Annotated in this window: 16 protein-coding genes; 6 read left to right on the top strand and 10 right to left on the bottom strand. The window is 67.7% G+C overall.

Annotated features, from left to right (window positions below):
- Nucleotides 1-25: 25 nt before the first annotated feature.
- Nucleotides 26-727, bottom strand: a complete 702-nt coding sequence (locus L593_RS06765; protein ID WP_020446194.1) for a PIG-L deacetylase family protein — start codon at nucleotides 725-727, stop codon at nucleotides 26-28.
- A 212-nt stretch (nucleotides 728-939) separates the two neighbouring features.
- Between L593_RS06765 and L593_RS06760 the strand changes: the two genes are divergently transcribed.
- The 4 genes from L593_RS06760 (at nucleotide 940) to L593_RS06745 (ending at nucleotide 4,838) form a co-directional block, all read left to right on the top strand.
- Complete coding sequence (locus L593_RS06760; RefSeq protein WP_020446193.1) at nucleotides 940-2,148, top strand: PLP-dependent transferase; 1,209 nt, start codon at nucleotides 940-942, stop codon at nucleotides 2,146-2,148.
- A gap of 167 nt (nucleotides 2,149-2,315) precedes the next feature.
- Entirely contained in the window at nucleotides 2,316-2,696 is a 381-nt protein-coding gene (locus L593_RS06755; RefSeq protein WP_020446192.1) for a Rid family detoxifying hydrolase, read from the top strand.
- A gap of 612 nt (nucleotides 2,697-3,308) precedes the next feature.
- The gene (locus L593_RS06750; protein WP_020446191.1) at nucleotides 3,309-4,424 is read left to right on the top strand and encodes an ATP-binding protein; all 1,116 of its coding nucleotides are present in this window, start codon (nucleotides 3,309-3,311) and stop codon (nucleotides 4,422-4,424) included.
- A gap of 96 nt (nucleotides 4,425-4,520) precedes the next feature.
- On the top strand, nucleotides 4,521-4,838 hold the full coding sequence (locus L593_RS06745) for an RPA12/RPB9/RPC11 RNA polymerase family protein (protein WP_020446190.1): 318 nt from the start codon (nucleotides 4,521-4,523) through the stop codon (nucleotides 4,836-4,838).
- A 72-nt stretch (nucleotides 4,839-4,910) separates the two neighbouring features.
- Here the strand turns inward: L593_RS06745 and L593_RS06740 are convergent, their stop codons facing one another.
- On the bottom strand, nucleotides 4,911-5,228 hold the full coding sequence (locus L593_RS06740) for a DUF5783 family protein (protein WP_020446189.1): 318 nt from the start codon (nucleotides 5,226-5,228) through the stop codon (nucleotides 4,911-4,913).
- Between the two features lie 133 nt (nucleotides 5,229-5,361).
- On the opposite strand from L593_RS06740, the gene L593_RS06735 reads away from it, so the two are divergent.
- Together L593_RS06735 and L593_RS06730 are read left to right on the top strand one after the other, a co-directional pair.
- A complete protein-coding gene (locus L593_RS06735) occupies nucleotides 5,362-5,583 on the top strand; it encodes a hypothetical protein (RefSeq protein WP_020446188.1) in 222 nt (73 codons plus the stop codon).
- Nucleotides 5,584-5,780: 197 nt separating this feature from the next.
- Nucleotides 5,781-6,917 carry a thiolase family protein gene (locus tag L593_RS06730; RefSeq protein ID WP_020446187.1) on the top strand — a complete coding sequence of 379 codons (1,137 nt, stop codon included), beginning with the start codon at nucleotides 5,781-5,783 and terminating at the stop codon, nucleotides 6,915-6,917.
- Nucleotides 6,918-7,543: 626 nt separating this feature from the next.
- Here the strand turns inward: L593_RS06730 and L593_RS06725 are convergent.
- The 8 genes from L593_RS06725 to L593_RS06690 form a co-directional block, all read right to left on the bottom strand.
- Complete coding sequence (locus tag L593_RS06725; protein WP_020446186.1) at nucleotides 7,544-8,584, bottom strand: MBL fold metallo-hydrolase; 1,041 nt, start codon at nucleotides 8,582-8,584, stop codon at nucleotides 7,544-7,546.
- A gap of 122 nt (nucleotides 8,585-8,706) precedes the next feature.
- Nucleotides 8,707-9,123 (bottom strand): RDD family protein, encoded by a 417-nt coding sequence (locus tag L593_RS06720; RefSeq protein WP_020446185.1) that lies wholly within the window; start codon nucleotides 9,121-9,123, stop codon nucleotides 8,707-8,709.
- Between the two features lie 191 nt (nucleotides 9,124-9,314).
- Entirely contained in the window at nucleotides 9,315-10,379 is a 1,065-nt protein-coding gene (locus tag L593_RS06715) for a 3-oxoacyl-ACP synthase (RefSeq protein WP_020446184.1), read from the bottom strand.
- A 58-nt stretch (nucleotides 10,380-10,437) separates the two neighbouring features.
- The gene (locus L593_RS06710) at nucleotides 10,438-11,787 is read right to left on the bottom strand and encodes a branched-chain amino acid ABC transporter permease (RefSeq protein ID WP_020446183.1); all 1,350 of its coding nucleotides are present in this window, start codon (nucleotides 11,785-11,787) and stop codon (nucleotides 10,438-10,440) included.
- On the bottom strand, nucleotides 11,777-12,862 hold the full coding sequence (locus L593_RS06705; protein WP_020446182.1) for a branched-chain amino acid ABC transporter permease: 1,086 nt from the start codon (nucleotides 12,860-12,862) through the stop codon (nucleotides 11,777-11,779). The genes L593_RS06710 and L593_RS06705 overlap by 11 nt, the downstream gene beginning before the upstream one ends.
- Complete coding sequence (locus L593_RS06700; protein WP_020446181.1) at nucleotides 12,859-13,557, bottom strand: ABC transporter ATP-binding protein; 699 nt, start codon at nucleotides 13,555-13,557, stop codon at nucleotides 12,859-12,861. The genes L593_RS06705 and L593_RS06700 overlap by 4 nt, the downstream gene beginning before the upstream one ends.
- Nucleotides 13,554-14,552 (bottom strand): ABC transporter ATP-binding protein, encoded by a 999-nt coding sequence (locus L593_RS06695; RefSeq protein WP_020446180.1) that lies wholly within the window; start codon nucleotides 14,550-14,552, stop codon nucleotides 13,554-13,556. The genes L593_RS06700 and L593_RS06695 overlap by 4 nt, the downstream gene beginning before the upstream one ends.
- Nucleotides 14,552-16,003, bottom strand: coding sequence for an ABC transporter substrate-binding protein (locus L593_RS06690; RefSeq protein WP_020446179.1), 1,452 nt, complete (start codon nucleotides 16,001-16,003; stop codon nucleotides 14,552-14,554). The genes L593_RS06695 and L593_RS06690 overlap by 1 nt, the downstream gene beginning before the upstream one ends.
- Nucleotides 16,004-16,019: the final 16 nt, after the last annotated feature.

Below are 16,019 nucleotides of genomic sequence, written 5' to 3'. Positions count from 1 at the left end.
CTCAGCTACTCGACCGGTCCGGATCTCAGCCCAGGAACTCGATCGGCTGCTCGTGCAGCGGCGCGAACCCTTCGGCGGCAGGCGCGCTCGCCCGCGTGCCGAGCGAGCGGGCTTCCGCACGAAGACTGTCGAGGAGGTTGTCGAACTCCGCGTCGATGCCGCCGTGGTCCTGAAGGTACTCCAGCTGGGACTCGTGTTCGGCCACGGCCTCGATCTTCGTCTCGAGGTAGTCGCCGACGTCGACGAAGACGGTTGGCTCGAACGCGGAGGTCGGCTTGCCGAAGAAGTAGACGTTGTCCGGATCGGCGGGTTCCTGCCCGGTCTCGACCTTCGGGAGGCCGGCCATGTAGTAGGCGTCGGAGACCAGCTGCGAAGTGCGGCAGTGGTCGGGGTGCATGTCGTCGCCGAAGTGTGTGAGCACGAGGTCCGGTTCGTGCTCGCGCATGGCCTCGACGATCCGCATCCGGTTCTCGAGGCTGTACTCGATGCGACCGTCCTCGAAACCGAGGAAGTCGACCTCGTCGATCCCCATGACGTCGCCGGCGGCGAGGGCTTCCTCCGTCCGGGTTGCCGCGATCTCGTCCTCGCTCTGTTCGAAGCCGCCGTACTCGCCGCGGGTCATGTGCGCGACGGTGACTGAATCGCCACGATCGGCGTGCTTGGCGAGCGTGCCGCCACAGAAGATCCCCGCGTCGTCGGGGTGGGCCACGATGGCTAGCAGATCCATGAACACCGATCGGGACGACCGGGCGCCGGATAACTTTTTTCATCCATCCGTAATCGAGTTGTATTGCTCGGGAACACGTTCGGCGACGCGTCCATATCGCCCGCTTGCGGCTGGCGATTTTCGCTCTCGGCGGCCAGCCGGAGCCGCCGCCCCAGAATTGACCGACTTCCGTAACCGAATCGTTTTCACGCTGGTGGGTCCACGTGCGCCACATGGACGCCGACACGATCTACGAGGAGCTTGGCGCGCCGTCGGTGATCAACGCGACGGGGACGAAGACCCGCATCGGCGGCAGCCGGATCCGCCCGGCCGCCGTCGAGGCGATGTCGGAGGCCTCCCAGTCGTTCGTCCGCCTCTCGGATCTCCAGGCCGCGGCGAGCGACCGGATCGCCGAGTTGACCGGCGCCGACAAGGGATACGTCACGAGCGGCGCCGCCGCGGGCATGTATCTCGGCGCTGCCGCCGCGATCGCCGGCGACGACCTCGCCGCGATGGCCAGCCTGCCCGACACCGAGGGGCTCGCCGACGAGATCGTCATGTCCCGGACCCACCGCACCGGCTACGACCACGCGCTCCGCTCGGCGGGCGCGACGATCGTCGACGTCGGGAGCAACGACCGCCACCTCGGCACGGGCTCACGGAACGTCGAGCCCTGGGAGATCAAGCGCGCGATCGGCGAGAACACCGCCGCGATGGGCTACATCCAGAAGGAGTACACCGAGCCGGACCTCGACGTGGTCTGTGAGATCGCCCACGACCACGACGTGCCGGTGATCGTCGATGCGGCCGCCGAACTGCCCCCGACGACGAACTTCGAGCGCTTTATCGACGCCGGCGCGGACCTCGTGATCTTCAGCGGCGGGAAGGCCATCCGCGGCCCCCAGACCACCGGTATCGTCGCGGGCCGGGGTGACCTGATCGAGTCGATCGCCGCCCAGCACCTCGACATGCACGCCGCGGAGGCCGTCTACGAGCCCGCACCGGAACTCGTCGACGTGGAGGCCCTCGGCGGCGTCCCGCGGCAGGGCGTCGGCCGGCAGTGCAAGGTCGGCAAGGAGGAACTCGCCGGCATCCTCGTCGCCCTCGAGGAGTTCATCGCGGAGGACCAGGACGAGAAGGCCGCGGAGTGGACCGATATCTCGATGCGGATCGGCGACGCGCTGGGAGAGATCGAGGGAATCGACACCCGCGTCCCGACCGACTCGGCGGTGTCGGTGGCCCCGGAGGTAATCGTCAGCGTCGATCCCGAGGTCGCAGCGGGCTCCGCCACGGACGTCGTCCGCGGGCTGCGCCAGGAGGAGCCCCGCATCTTCGTCGGCGCCGACTCGCTGGAATCCGGCGCGTTCACGATCAACCCGATGTGTCTCGCCGAGGACGAGATCGACTACGTGATCCAGCGGATCAGGGCGCACGCGACCTGAGGAGCGACCTCCAGTGGTCTGATCTCCCCCGGTCTTATCTCTCCGGTCAGCGGCCCGTCTCAATCCTTACTCACCGTCGAGTAATCACTGGATAGCGGCCCGCTCTGCCGCGAAATCGGTGCTTCATCGAAACGTACTTCCTCGCGCCGCGGGACGGTTCGGTCGCTATGGAAGAAGTCTCCACCGACGAGGCACCGCCCAGCATCGGCCCGTTCTCCCAGGGCGTCATCGACGACGGCCAGGTCTTCGTCTCCGGCCAGGGTCCCATCGACCCCGACTCCGGCGAGATCGTCGGCGACGACATCCGTGAGGAGACCCACCAGACGATGCAGAACGTCGGCGCCGTGCTCGAGGCCGCGGGCTCCTCGCTCGACGACGTCGTCAAGGCGCAGGTGTTCGTCCGCGACATGGACAACTACGACGAGATCAACGACGTGTACGCCGAGTATCTGAGTGAGCCGTATCCGGCGCGGAGCGCGATGCAGGTCGAGCGGCTGCCCGTCGAGATCGGCGTCGAGATCGAGGTCATCGGTCGCGTCACGGAGTGAGGGTCCCTGAAGGCTGATCTTCGATTTTCTCTGCTCGTAGAGCTACTGCTTGCTCCGAAAGCCCCCGATCGCTCGACGCACCTCACTCGCTGCGCGCTTCCCTCGCTTCGCTCGGTCCAGTGCTTGCGTCGTGACGTACGTCGAGCCATCGGCCCCTTTCGAAGTCCACCCAGACCGCCCACGTCCTCCCCAACCGATTGCGTTGCTCGCTACGCTGCGCTACTCATCCCTCGCGCGCAGGCTGGCGGCGGCCACTCGCCGGCAAGCGGCTCGGACCGCCGCCAGCGCGCGCCGACGTGGCCACCGGGTTTTCGCGACTCCGGGAAAGACGAACCGGGTGGGACTGGAAGGGGCCGACCGGTCGGGCGTTTAGACGAAGCAAGCGATGCTGGATCGGAGATCCAGCAAGTCTGAGGCTTCGCCTCAGGCACCGCAATCGAGCGAACGAAGTGAGCGAGATGAGAAGCACAGCGAGTGTAAACGCCCGAGCGGGAGGGGGCTTCCAAGCGTTCCGTCGCTGCGCCAGTTGCACCGCTCAAACCCTAGAACCACCGATTCCGCCGCGATCACCCAGGCAAAAGAGCTAATCCTCTCGACTGCCAGTTCCGTCGTATGTCGAACGACTCGTCGGCGCCGACCGACACCGACGAGCGAGGCTCGTCGAGCCCTCGCTCGACTTCGTCTCGCGAGGACCCCGACGACGACCAGCCCGGGGAGCGGATCGGCGACGTCGTCGAGCGGATCCGCGCCCGCCGCGAGGAGGCCGAGGAGCGCGGCAAAGGGCAGAGCGACGGCGTCATCGCCGACCAGCTGGAGGTCGTCGAGGACCGCCTGCTCTCCTTCGCCCGCGAACTCGGCGGCGAGATCGACGAGGTCGCGGACCTGCCGTTCACGGAGGAGGCGGCCCAGGACGAGATGCCCTCCGCGCTGTACGTGCGCCACGACGAGATCCTGCTGAACCAGGTGACGAGCTGGCTGCTCCAGGACCAGCACATCGGCCTCGTCTCGCCCTACGGGACCGGCAAGACGGCCTTCCGCGAGGTCGTCCTGCGGGACCTCGGCGACCACGACGACTTCGTCGTCGCCCACGTCGAGAACCCGCGCGATACGACGCCCCGTCAGCTCTACGGCGAGGTGCTCGAGGCCGCCTACGACGCCGGCTTCGAGCTCGATACCGCGCAGTTCACGCAGGCCAGGGACGGCATCCCGTGGGCGACCGACGAGGCCCGCCAGGCCGTCCGGCAGATGACGGAGGAGATCCGCGAGGAGGGCAAGCGCCCGATCCTCCTCGTCGACGAGATCGAGGTGCTACCCGCCGAACTCCTCTCGCCGCTGCAGACGGCCGGCGACGCCGGCGTCCGCCTCTTCCTCCTCGGAACGCCGGAGGGCAAGGAGCGCGTCGCGAACCTTCGGGGCACGCTCGACTCCCGACTGCGCTACTACGAGGGGATCGAGCCCTTCGACGCCGACGCCGTCGAGGAGTACGTCGAGCGCTCGCTCGCGTTCATGCGTGGCGAGGGCTACGACGGCCAGCCCCAGTCGCTGTTCACGCGGGAGGCGATCGAGGACATCGCGGAACGGAGCGAAGGCAACGCTCGCGAGGTTCGCATCGAGTGTCGCGAACTCTTTACTCGGGCGGCGTTCGTCTGGGACAAGACCGGCCAGTCCATCGACCGGATCCAGATCACGCCCCAGTTGCGCCACCGGCGGTTCGGGATGGACGGCTGAGCGAGGCCGTCGGTGCACGCGGCAGATTGGTGCCCGCCAGCCACGACGGCTCGGAAGTGAACGCATATTTCTGCTACCCGAACGGACCTCCTGCAGATGCAGTTCTGTGACGCGTGCGGTTCGCTGATGCACACGGAGGGCGACACGTGGGTGTGTCGCTCCTGCGAGCACGAGGAGCCGCGAGACTCGCAGGCAGAAGCGGCGATGGCGACCCAGGACCGACAGCGTGACGACGGGGCACCGGACGTGGCAGACGCGACCCAGGACGCCCCCGAGACGATGCAGGAGCCCTGTCCCGCGACCGACTGCAACAGCGACCGGGCCTCCTACGAGATGATGCCGAAGCCGGGCGGCTCCTACGAGGTTCGACTGTTCACCTGCGTCGCGTGCGGCCACAAGTGGCGCGAGTCCTGACGGCGCACATCGCGAGTCGGCCCGCTACGTAATCGCTCGCACCTGTTGCTGCAGCATCGCTCGATCCGATCGCTACACCGAGAACGTCCGCGCGATCTCGTCTTTGAGCTCCTCGACGTACCGCTCCAGCGTGTCCTGGAAGGTCTCCTCGTCGACCAGCGTCCCCTCCAGCCGGTCGTAGGGGTCCTCGGGCAACTCGATCCGGAACTCGCCGTCGCCCTCGTAGAAGGGCTCGCTCTCGGCGAGCACCTGCTGGTCGATGGCGTGCACGAGTTCGGAGTTGTACGCGTCGTTCATCGTCTCGAACGCGTTCTTGTAGGCGCGCTGGAGCTTCGGGAAGTCCTCGACGTACTTGCGCTCGTCGAAGGTCTCGGGGTCGAGATCGCTCATACGCGGGGAGAACGGCGGCGCGGGGAAAAGTCGCGCGATCCGGGCGATCGCGATCGCTCGCTTCGGCCCCGACGAGATCGCCCCACCGGGTCACACAAGACGTATACCGCTCGCGTCGCCAGCCGCCAACGCAATGGACGAGATCCTCGACGTCGCGGAGCTGGTCGTCGACTCGGGGTTCGAAGAGGCGATCGCGTGGTTGTTAAGGATCGTCGGGATCCTGTGCATCCTCGCGGGCATCGGCATCTGGCTGTTCGTCGACGTCACGATCCTGGTGCCGATCGGCCTGATCGTGCTTGGGCTCCTGCTCGTGGCGATCCCGCAGGTCCTCCTGTTGTTCCTCGAGTTGGCCTGACCTGGTCTGATCTGGCCTGGCCTGATCTGATCTGGCCTGATCTGGCCCGACCCGCCTGACCGGCCGCTGGACCGCGTGCTACCGCGGCTGCGACCGAGGAATCGGGCCGCCGACCGCGTGCCGGCGGTCGCTGCAACTCCACGCGACGAGTGGGTAGTTTGTCAGGGTTTAACACGACGTATCCCCTGTTTTCCCCTATGGCAGCACAGACGCCCGTTATCGCTCGCGCGTACCGAACGGCCCAGGGGAAGGAGGACGGCGTCTACGCCGACGTCCGATCGGAGGACCTCTCGGTCCCGCTGATCGACGAGATCCTCGCCGAGACCGGCCTCGATCCCGACCTGATCGACGACCTGATGTGGGGCTGCGCCCAGCAACGCGGCGAGCAGGGCAACAACCTCGCTCGCGTCATCGCGCTGCTCTCCGAACTCGGCGAGTCCGTCCCCGCGACGACGATCAACCGCTGGTGTGCCTCCTCGATGCAGGCCGTGATCTCCGCGGCGGACGCGATCGCTGCGGGCAACCGCGACGCGATCATCGCCGGCGGCGTCGAGTCGATGAGCCGCGTGCCGATGGGCGAGAACACCCACAACGTCCACCCGCGCCTCGCCGAACTCTACAACATCGGCGAACTCCAGATGGGGATGACTGCCGAGGAGGTCGCCGAGCGCTACGAGGTCTCGCGGGAGGCCCAGGACGAGTACGCCCTCCAGAGCCACCAGCGCGCCGCCGCTGCGACGGAGGAGGGCCGCTTCGACGACGAGATCGTCCCGATCGAGACCGAGGACGGCACCGTCGACGAGGACGAAGGGATCCGCCCCGACACCGACCTCGAGACCATGGCCGGACTCCCGACCGTGTTCAAGAGCGACGGCACGGTCACGCCCGGCAACGCCTCCCAGGTCAGCGACGGCGCGTCGGCGCTGCTCGTCACGAGCGAGGCCTTCGCCGAGGAGCACGACCTCGAGATCATGGCCGAGGTCGGCACGAACAACGTCGCCGGCGTCGACCCCCGCGTCATGGGCATCGGTCCGGTCCCCGCGACGGAGGGCCTCCTCGAGCGCAACGGCCGCTCCATCGAGGACTACGATCTGGTGGAGCTGAACGAGGCCTTCGCCAGCCAGACGCTCTACGCCCGCGAACAGCTCGGCGTCGACCCCGAGATCTTCAACGTCAACGGCGGCGCCATCGCGATCGGGCATCCGCTCGGCGCCTCGGGTGCCAGGTTGCCCGTGACGCTCATCCACGAACTCCAGAAGCGGGGAGGTGGGCGCGGGCTCGCCACACTCTGCGTCGGCTTCGGCCAGGGCGCCGCGATCGAATTCGAGGTCTGATTCGCGCGTCTGCGGATTTCGTTTTTGCGGGAGAACAGTCGGGACAGCATCCCGCTCGGAAGCCCCCGACCGCTCGACGACCCTGACTCGCTGCGCTCCTCGGCTCACTCCGTTCGCCTGCGGTGCTTACTTCCTCAGATGCCGTCGAGCGGTCGGCCCCTTCCAGTCCCACCCTGTTGATTCCCCACCGATCACGAAACCCCGATGGTCCACCTCGGCGCGCGCTGCGCTCGGCTGCGAACCCCGAAGCGGGTGAGCAGCCGATCGCGCGACACCGTGCGAGGGATGAGTAGCGCAGCGAGCGAAGCGAAGCCGAGCAGCGTCCTGCCGAGCCCAGCGAGGGAGGGCTCGAGAGTCGCAGCCCGCGAGCGTAGCGAGCAGGAACGTCTCTCGGCGCAATCGGTTGGGGAGGACGTGGGCGGTCTGGGTGGGCTGAGCGAAATCTTCGATTTCGCGAGGGTCGGAAGATCTCCGATCTTCCGGGACTTCGAAAGGGGCCGATCGCTCCGGGAAGCACGGCGAAGTAAGCACTAAAGCGACTATAAGGAGCGAAGCGCGCAACGAGCCGCGCGACTGGAGCGATCGGGGGCTTTCGGACGAGAAAGATTCTCCCCAACCTTCCGCATTCAGTCCCGCACGTAGACCAGCCCGCCGTCCCGCACTTCACGAACGATCTCCCCACGCTCGACCAGCACGTCCAGATGCCCGAGCGCCTCGCTCATGCCCGGGAAGTAGTCGATCACTGCCAGGTCCGGGAACAGGCCGCGCATGACCTCGACGGCCGTGGTCGGGCCCTCGACGATCTCCAGCACGGCCTCGCTCCGCCGTTCGTGGGCGGCCCTAATCTCGTCGATGCGGCCCTGGGGGTCCTCGATGATCCCGCCGTGGCCGGGGAGGAACCGGTCGTGGCCGGCGGCCTGGAGTTCGTCCAGCGAGTCGTTGAACTCCGGGAGCGGACGGGGTCGCAGGTCGTCGAGCTCCAGGAGGTCCTCGTACTCGGGGGCCTCGATAGATCCGTCCTCACGCGCCGGTGGCTGGAGGAATGGATTGGGCGTCGTGTCGGGAAGCACGTTGTCGCCGACGATCGCGGTGAAACGGGGCTGTCCGCCGTCCGTCCCCTCGTCGTCGCTTTCACCTGGGGCTCCCGGCTCGTCGTCCCACTCGAAGGCGAGTTCGCCCTCGGAGTGACCGGCCAGCTCCCGCACCGCGAACTGCGTGCCGTCGATCGGGACCGTGTCGCCGGCGGTCAGCTCCCGATCGACCTCGACGTCGGGCGCGTACTCCACGAAGGCCTCGGGCAGTTGCGTCACGGTCTGGGTGGTCTCCGGCGCCATCCCGTGGGCCTGGAACAGCTCGGTGAAGTACGCCTGCTCGTAGTCGAGTCGCCCCTCGAAGTCGCGCATGATCGCCGCCGCCTCGGGACTCGCGAGCACGTCCGCGCCCTGCTCGCTGAGGTGGTGGGCGAGCCCGAAGTGGTCCGGGTGGGCGTGCGTGACGAGCACCTGCTCGACATCTGTCATCGCGAGGTCGCGCTCGGCGAGCTCGTCGCCGAGCGCGTTGCGGACGTCCTCGCCGTCGGGACCGGGATCGACGACGGTCTGCTCCGCGAGGTAGGCGTTGACCGGCCCGACCTGGAAGGGCGTCGGGAGCGCGAGCCGTTCGAACATGGGCGTTCTGGGGCCGCGAGCGTCTAAGGCGTTCTTGAACCGGCGACGCTACGGCGCTCCGTTGGTTTTCGGAGCGCTGCCGTAACTACCGCGGCTGGAGCGACGGCCGGGATCGGCTTCACCTACTGCGTCTTGACGACGTAGGTGTCGCCGACCCGGTCCCCGAGGCGCTGCCCCTCGTCGGAGATCCAGATGAGAATGGCGCCGACGAGGTAGAAGAAGAGGGCGTCGACGAACCGGAGCACGTTGCGGATCACCGAGGCCTGGTAGTCGATCGGTCCGCCGTCCTCCCCCACGACCTCGATGCCCACCAGCCGCTTCCCGGGCGTCTGGCCGTACTCCGCCTCGAGGACGATGTAGTACGCGAACCCGGCACCGAACCACAGGAGCGCCGGCAGCCCCTGTAGTGCGAAGCCAGACCCCGTCGTCGAACCGGTCGCCATCGCGATGAGGTACCCGACCACGAACAGCACGACCGTGTCGACGATGACGGCGACGGCTCTGCTCCCGATTCCCCCGAGTTCCCCGTCTTCTCTCATTGGTTATTTCCCTCCCAATCGAATATTATAATCAGAATGAGTTATAATCAGGCCCCCACTTCTCCGGTGTCGGCTTCGGGATGCCGAGACAGCTTCGTCGTGGTCGGTACCCAGTCCGACAGTCTTCGAGCGATCGCCGGTCACGGCAATCGAGGATCGCCACAGTCGGGACTATCGCTCCAGCAGGCCAGTCACCCCTCCCAGGTCAGCACGGTCGCCGCCCAGGTGTAGCCGGTCCCCGCGGCGAGGAACAGCACCACGTCGCCCGCTTCGAGCCGCCCGTCGTCCACCGCCTCGCCGACGGCGAGCAGCTGGTCGACGCTCTGGACGTGACCGTACTCGTCGAGGTAGTACCCGTCGGTCTCGTGGTCGACCCCGAGTTCCTCCAGCAGCGTCTCGTGGAAGGACCGCTTCATGTGCGTGACCGCGACGAAGTCGAGGTCCGACCGGTCGAATCCCGACCGCTCGAGCGCCTCGTCGGCGACCTCGAGGTAGTTCGGCAGGGAGACGGGCGCGAGCCGTTCCTTCATCCCCTCCTGGTCGGGCACGTCGAGGCTGTGGAGCCCCGCGTCGACGGAGGAATGCGAGGGCGGCTCGACCGAGCCGCCGGCGGGCATCACGACGTCCCGGGAGAACGAGCCGTCGGTGATCGCGGCGCTCTCCTGCACGGTCGCTCTCGCTCGATCGGCGACCGACGGGGCTGCGCCATCGTCGTCGCCGGCTCCGGGATCGGCTTCGAGCACCGCCGCGGACGCGCCGGAGCCGAAGTTGAACATGAACGAGGAGCGCTCGTTCGTGTAGTCGACCAGGTCCTCCTCGCGGCTCGCGCTCACGAGCAGTGCAGCGTCGATCGGGCCCGCGAGTAGCTGAGCGCGAACCTGCCGGAACGCGATCGGCGCGCCGGCACAGAGCGTGTAGCTCTCGGTCGCGTAGGCGTTCTCGGCACCGAGCCGATCGGCGACGTCCGCGGCGGCCGACCAGACGACGAAGTCCTTGTACTCGCTGCCGTGATACAGGACGAGGTCGAGGTCCGACGCGTCGATCCCGCTGTCGGCCAGCGCGAGTTCGCCAGCGTTCACGCACATGTCGCTGGCGTGGTCCTCGCCGGGCGGGCAGACCCGCTTCTCGCGGAGACCCATCTTCTCGACGACGACCGCCTCTGGAATGCCGCTCTCGGCGGCGATTGCCTCGCCGGTGACGACGTCGTCGGGGACGTACACGCCGTAGCCAGTGAGGGCGACGTCGTCCTCGGTCACCGGCGATCACCCGGGCGACCGCCGGTCGTCCGATCTGCCGGAGAGCGGGCCGCCCCGATCACTGGTTCCCACCCCGGTAGCGCTGGAGGCGCTCGGGCAGTTTCTCGGCGACCGTACCACCCAGTCGCGAGCGGAGCGTCCCGAGGATCCCCTCCGGGACGTAGAGCACGAACAGGATGAACACGATCCCGATGTACAGCTCCGCGCGGCCGTCGAGGAGGAGATCGATACCGTCGCCGACGGCGGAGTCCATCGTCGACTCCGAGAGCGTCCGCCGGAGGTACGGCGCGATGCCGTGGCCCTCTGTCGAGAGGATCCCCTCCAGGACGTCCTGGAAGAGGATGCCGTAGAGGGCGCCAGCGAGCGTCCCGAATCCGCCGATGATGGCGGCGAGCAGCGCGTCGGCGGTGACGAAGAGGTCGAACGTGTTCTCGGGGGCGACCGAACGCTGGTAGCCGGCGAAGAGGCCGCCCGCGATAGCGGCGAAGAAGCCGCTCATCGCGAACGCGCCCATCTTGTAGTAGAACGTGTTGTAGCCGACGGCGCGCGCCCGCTCCTCGTTCTCGCGGATCGCGATCATCACCTTGCCGTAGGGCGAGTGGATGACCCGTTGCATCGCGAAGTAACAGAGCAACACGACGACGCCGATGGCGTAGAAGGAGACGTCCGCCTTCGAGAGGTCGAACGCCGTGCCGAACACGTCCGTGTACTCGGTGCCGACGATCTGCCCGAGCTTCACTGAGTAGACGCCGGGGATTCCGAGCGAGAACGCCTCGACGAATCCGGCGCCGTCGCGTGGATTCGATCCCACGTAGTCCCAGTTCCGGATGAACACGTGGGCGACCTCCGCGAACCCGAGCGTGATCATCGCGAAGTAGACGCCGGAGAGTCTGAAGGAGACGGCGCCGACGAGCAGCGCGATCGCCGCCGCGAGCAACCCACCGACGACCAACAACAGGAGGAGCGGCGTCCCCTGCCCGACGAGTGGCACCTTGCCGTTCGCGGTGAGCACCACGAGGTACGCACCGATCCCGTAGAACATCGAGTGGCCGAAGGAGAGGTACCCGGTGTACCCCGAGATGAAGTCGAAGCTCATGGCGAACAGCCCGAAGTAGAGCACGACGATCATCGTCCGGGTTCGCGGGAGGATGATATTGAGCTCCTCGCCGAACGGCAGCGCCATCAGCTGGGTGTAGGCGAGCGGGTAGATCGCGAACAGGAAGACGATCCCGATGTGCACGACGTGATCGGAGACGATGGAGCCGATCGTGCCGAGCACACCCCGCTCCGCTGCGTCGGAGGTGGCGCCCCGGGTCGCGCCTTCGGGCTCGCCGCCGTCGGGAGTGGTCGGTCCGCTCCCGGGCGAGTCGTCGTCGGCCGGAACCGACGAATCAGGGCTAATGGCCACCCACCTCCTCGACGCCGAAGAGGCCCTGTGGACGGATCACCAGCACGCCGACGAGCACCAGGAAGATCACGAGTTCCGGCAGGCCGGCGAAGGTCACCACGTCGTTGGTCAGCATCCACGACGCCACCGCGTCGACGATGGCGACGATCGCCGCTGCGACGACCGTCCCCTTGAACGAGCCGAGCCCGCCGACGATGACGATCACGAACGCGATGAGTAGCGTTTCGACGCCGAGCCCGATGCTGGCGCCGTAACGGGGGTCCCACATCAGCATGACCCCCGCGAGCGCCGCGAGCCCCGCGCCGACGCCGAAGACGACCGTGAAGGAGCGCCGGACGTCGATGCCCAGCGCCTGCGCCATCTCGGCGTCTTCGCTTCCCGCGCGGATGTGGAGCCCGTAGCTCGTCCGCGTGAGGAACCACCACGTCGCGATGACGACGAGGACTCCCACGAGTGCCTCGAACTGGTAGATCCCGCGGGTCGTCACGCCCAGAATGTCGTGGAAGCCGAGGATATCGGGACGGGTCCCCGCGGCCTCCGTCCACTCGACGCTGGGCTGGATGTCCTGCACTTCCAGGACGATCCGGAGGGCCTCGTCGAGGACGAGTACGAGTCCGAAGGTCAGCAGGATCTGGAACAGCGGCGGTCGATCGTAGATCGGCCTGATCACGCCGACCTCCAGCACCGCACCGAAGGCCGTGACGATCGCGAAGACGAGCGCGAGCGCCAGGAAGAAAAAGGCGATCGTGACGAAGTCGCCCGTCGAAGACGAAACGAACGCCAACATGACTGCGCCGCCGAGGTACGCCCCGATCATGGTCAGGGAGCCGTGCGCGAAGTTGAGCACGCCCATCAGGCCGAAGATCAGGGAGAGGCCGGCGGCGATCGTGACGTAGACGCCGAACTTCGAGAGCGCGTTGAGGAAGATGCCAAAGAGCGCCGTTGGATCGGCGAGATCGGTGAGCTGGCCGAGGTTGGCGAGCGGCAGGACCGCGTCGACCCCGGCGAGCGCCGGCAGCAGGGCGGACGCGATGGCGACGATCTCGGTCGCGCCGTGAGCGACGAACCCGCTCATGCTGTGAGGTACCTCCGAATGCGATCGTCCTCGAGCGACGCGTCGGCGGAGTCGCCCTCCGCAACGACCTCACCGTGATCGAGGACGTAGAACCGGTCGGTCAGTGCCAGTGCCATCGGAACGTTCTGCTCGACGAGTACCAGCGTCTGGTCGTCGGGCAGGTCCTCGAGCGCTTCGACGACCTCCTCGACGATCAGCGGTGCGAGCCCCTCGCTGGGCTCGTCGACGAGCAGGACGTCGTTGTCGCCGACGAGCGCCCGGGCGATGGCGAGCATCTGCTGTTGCCCGCCGCTGAGACTGCCGGCCTCGTGTTCGCGGAGCTCCTCGAGGTCCGGGAACCGATCGAACGCACGCCGCATTCGCTCGGCCGGATCGGCCTCGGGCGGAATCGACGCGCGCACGTTCTCCGCCACCGTGAGGTGGGAGAACATCCGGCGCTCCTCTGGCACCCAGCCGACGCCGCGACGGGCCACCTCGTGCGTTGGCAGTCCGGTCACGTCCTCGTCGTGGACGCGAACGGTCCCCGAGCGGGGTGGCGTGAGCTGGAGAATCGACCGCAATGTCGTCGTCTTGCCGACGCCGTTGCGCCCGAGCAATGCGACGTTTTCGCCGTCTTCGACGGAGAGTGAGACGCCCTGGAGAATGTGGCTCTGGCCGTAGTACGTGTGGACGTCGTCGAGTTCGATCGCTGTCACGGTTCGTCCCCTCCGTCGTCCGTGGTACGTCCGGTCCCGTCCGTCGCGGGCTTCGACTGGGTCGCTGTCGAGCCAGCCTCGCCCGTCCGATCTCCCTCTCCGCCGTTCTCTTCGTAGCCACCGAGATAGGCCCGCTGGACTGCGGGATCGTTCCGCACCGCTTCCGGCTCGTCGTCGGCGATCAGCGAGCCCTGGTGCAAGACGGCGATGCGATCGCTGACGTCCATCACGACGTCCATGTTGTGCTCGACGAGCAGGATCGCGTGGTCGGCGGCGACGTCGTCGATCAGCGACACGATGCGGTCGACGCCGTCCCGCGAGACGCCCGCCGTCGGCTCGTCCATCAAGAGAACGTCGGGATCGCCAGCGAGCGCGATGGCGACCTCGAGGTGGCGCTTCTGGCCGTGGCTCAGGGTGTCGGCGACGAGCTCGGCCCTGTCGTCGAGGCCGACGCGTTCGAGGATCCGCCACGCTTCCTCCTCGTACTCCCCGAAGGCGCCGACGTTCCGCCAGAGTCGCCAGCTGTCGGCGCCGCCGTGTGCCTGTGCGGCGATCCGCACGTTCTCGAGCACCGTCGACGCCGGGAAGATATTCGTAATCTGGTACGATCGGTGGATGCCGAGCCGCGCCGTCTCGTCGGGCGAGGCGTCGGTGACGTCCTGCCAGCCGCCTGCACCCGCGTCTTCCCCAGGGCTGCCGCTCCCCTGGTCCGCGACCGCCCCGCCGTCGGCGATCGGTTTGCGGTCGGAACTCACAGTGCCACCGGCGTCTCCACGTCCGTCGGCGACTGCTCTGCCGCCGCCGGGGCGGTACTCGACGGTCCCCTCCGTCGGCGCGAGCGACCCCGTCAGCAGGTTGAAGAACGTCGTCTTGCCCGCGCCGTTGGGCCCGATCAGCGAGACGCACTCGTCGGCGCCGAGTCCGAAGTCGACCCCGTCGACCGCGGTGAGCCCGCCGAAGCGCTTGGTCAGGCCACGCGTTCGCAGCAGCGTCATTACAGACTGCAGCCCATGGAGTCGCTGTCTGCGGGCAGGGTGACCTCGTCGGCGCCCACGGTCGCGATCGGCTCACCGGGCATGATCGAGGCGTCCCAGTTGCTCGCCCACTCGTCCGTGGTCGGGACCGGGTAGGCGACGGTCATCGCGGAGCGCGCCTGGTTGTTGTACTCCTGGTAGGTGTATCCGTCCGTACCCTTCGGCGTGTCCGTGACGGTCATGCCCCGCATCGCCTCGGCGATGTCGGCGCCGCTCGTCGACCCGGACGCCTGGACGCCCTGGTGGATCGAGGAGGCGGCGGTGAACGTCCCGGAGGTAAACAGGTCCGGGAGCGTCCCGTAGACGTTGGCGTAGTTCTCGACGAACCAGTCGTTGATCTCGTTGTCGTACTGGTTCCAGTGGTACCGCGTCGTGAACGGTCCGAGCTTCGCGTCCTGGATCTTCTCGGCGGTGAGCGGCTCGCCGATCGCGTTCGCGGCCACCTGCCCGACGGCGTTGGCCGTGATCCGCGTGGCGAACCCGCCGAACATCCGGAGGCCGTAGCCGCCGGCCAGCCCCGTCGAGAGGAACGCCGGGAGCGTGACGACGGTGAACCCGCCGATCACGGCGTCCGCGCCCGCGTCGACGGCGTTCTGGAAGTGCCCCTCGAACTCGGAGTAGCCCCGCGGGACGAAGTCCGTGCCGGCGATCTCGATGCCGTTGGCCTCGAGCACCTCCGTGTAGTTGTTCGCGACGGCCCGCCCGAAGCTGTAGTCAGCCGCCATGATGTAGACGCTCTCGACGTCGGTCTCCTGGGCGACGTACCGCCCGCCGCTCCGGGCGTCCATCGCCGTGTTCTCGCTCGCGCGGAACACCATCTCGTTACAGTAGTCGCTGTTGGACGTGATGTCGGCTGCCGCTGCGGGTCCGACGACGATCGGCGTGCTCGAGGGCACCGCGACGTTCTGGATGACGCGGCGCGCCGACCCCGAACTCGCGGTGCCGAAGAGGACGTCGACCTCCTCGTCCTCGACCAGCGTCGTCGCGACAGACTGGGCCTGGTCCGGTGCGAACTGGCTGTCCTCGATGTGCAGTTCGTAGGTCAGGTCGCCGACGTCGATGCTCGTCGTGCCGGCGCTCGTGACGTTCGGCGGTGCGGAGTCGGCCTTGTAGGACAGCCCCGAGAGGAATCCCCAGAGGCTCTGGAGCCCGTAGTACTGGAGGTCCCCGCTCGTCGGCTGGATGACGCCGACCTTCACCGTCCCCGAGACCGTCTCGTCGCCGCCACCGCCGTCGCCGCTGCCGCCACCGTCGTCACCACCGCCACTCGTGTCGCCACCGTCGTCGCCGTCTCCCCCGTCGTCATCGTCGTCACTGTCCCCGGCGATACAGCCCGCGAGCCCGAAGCTCGCGGCCGTCGCCGCGCCACCCGTTGCCTTGAGCACGTCGCGCCGTTTGTAATGGTCTGCCATGCTAGTAGTGTACTAG

Origin of the sequence: Salinarchaeum sp. Harcht-Bsk1, from assembly GCF_000403645.1 — an archaeon.
Taxonomy (GTDB): domain Archaea; phylum Halobacteriota; class Halobacteria; order Halobacteriales; family Salinarchaeaceae; genus Salinarchaeum.
The sequence above is the reverse complement of the archived record's forward strand: the minus strand, read 5'-3'. Positions and strand labels throughout refer to the sequence as shown.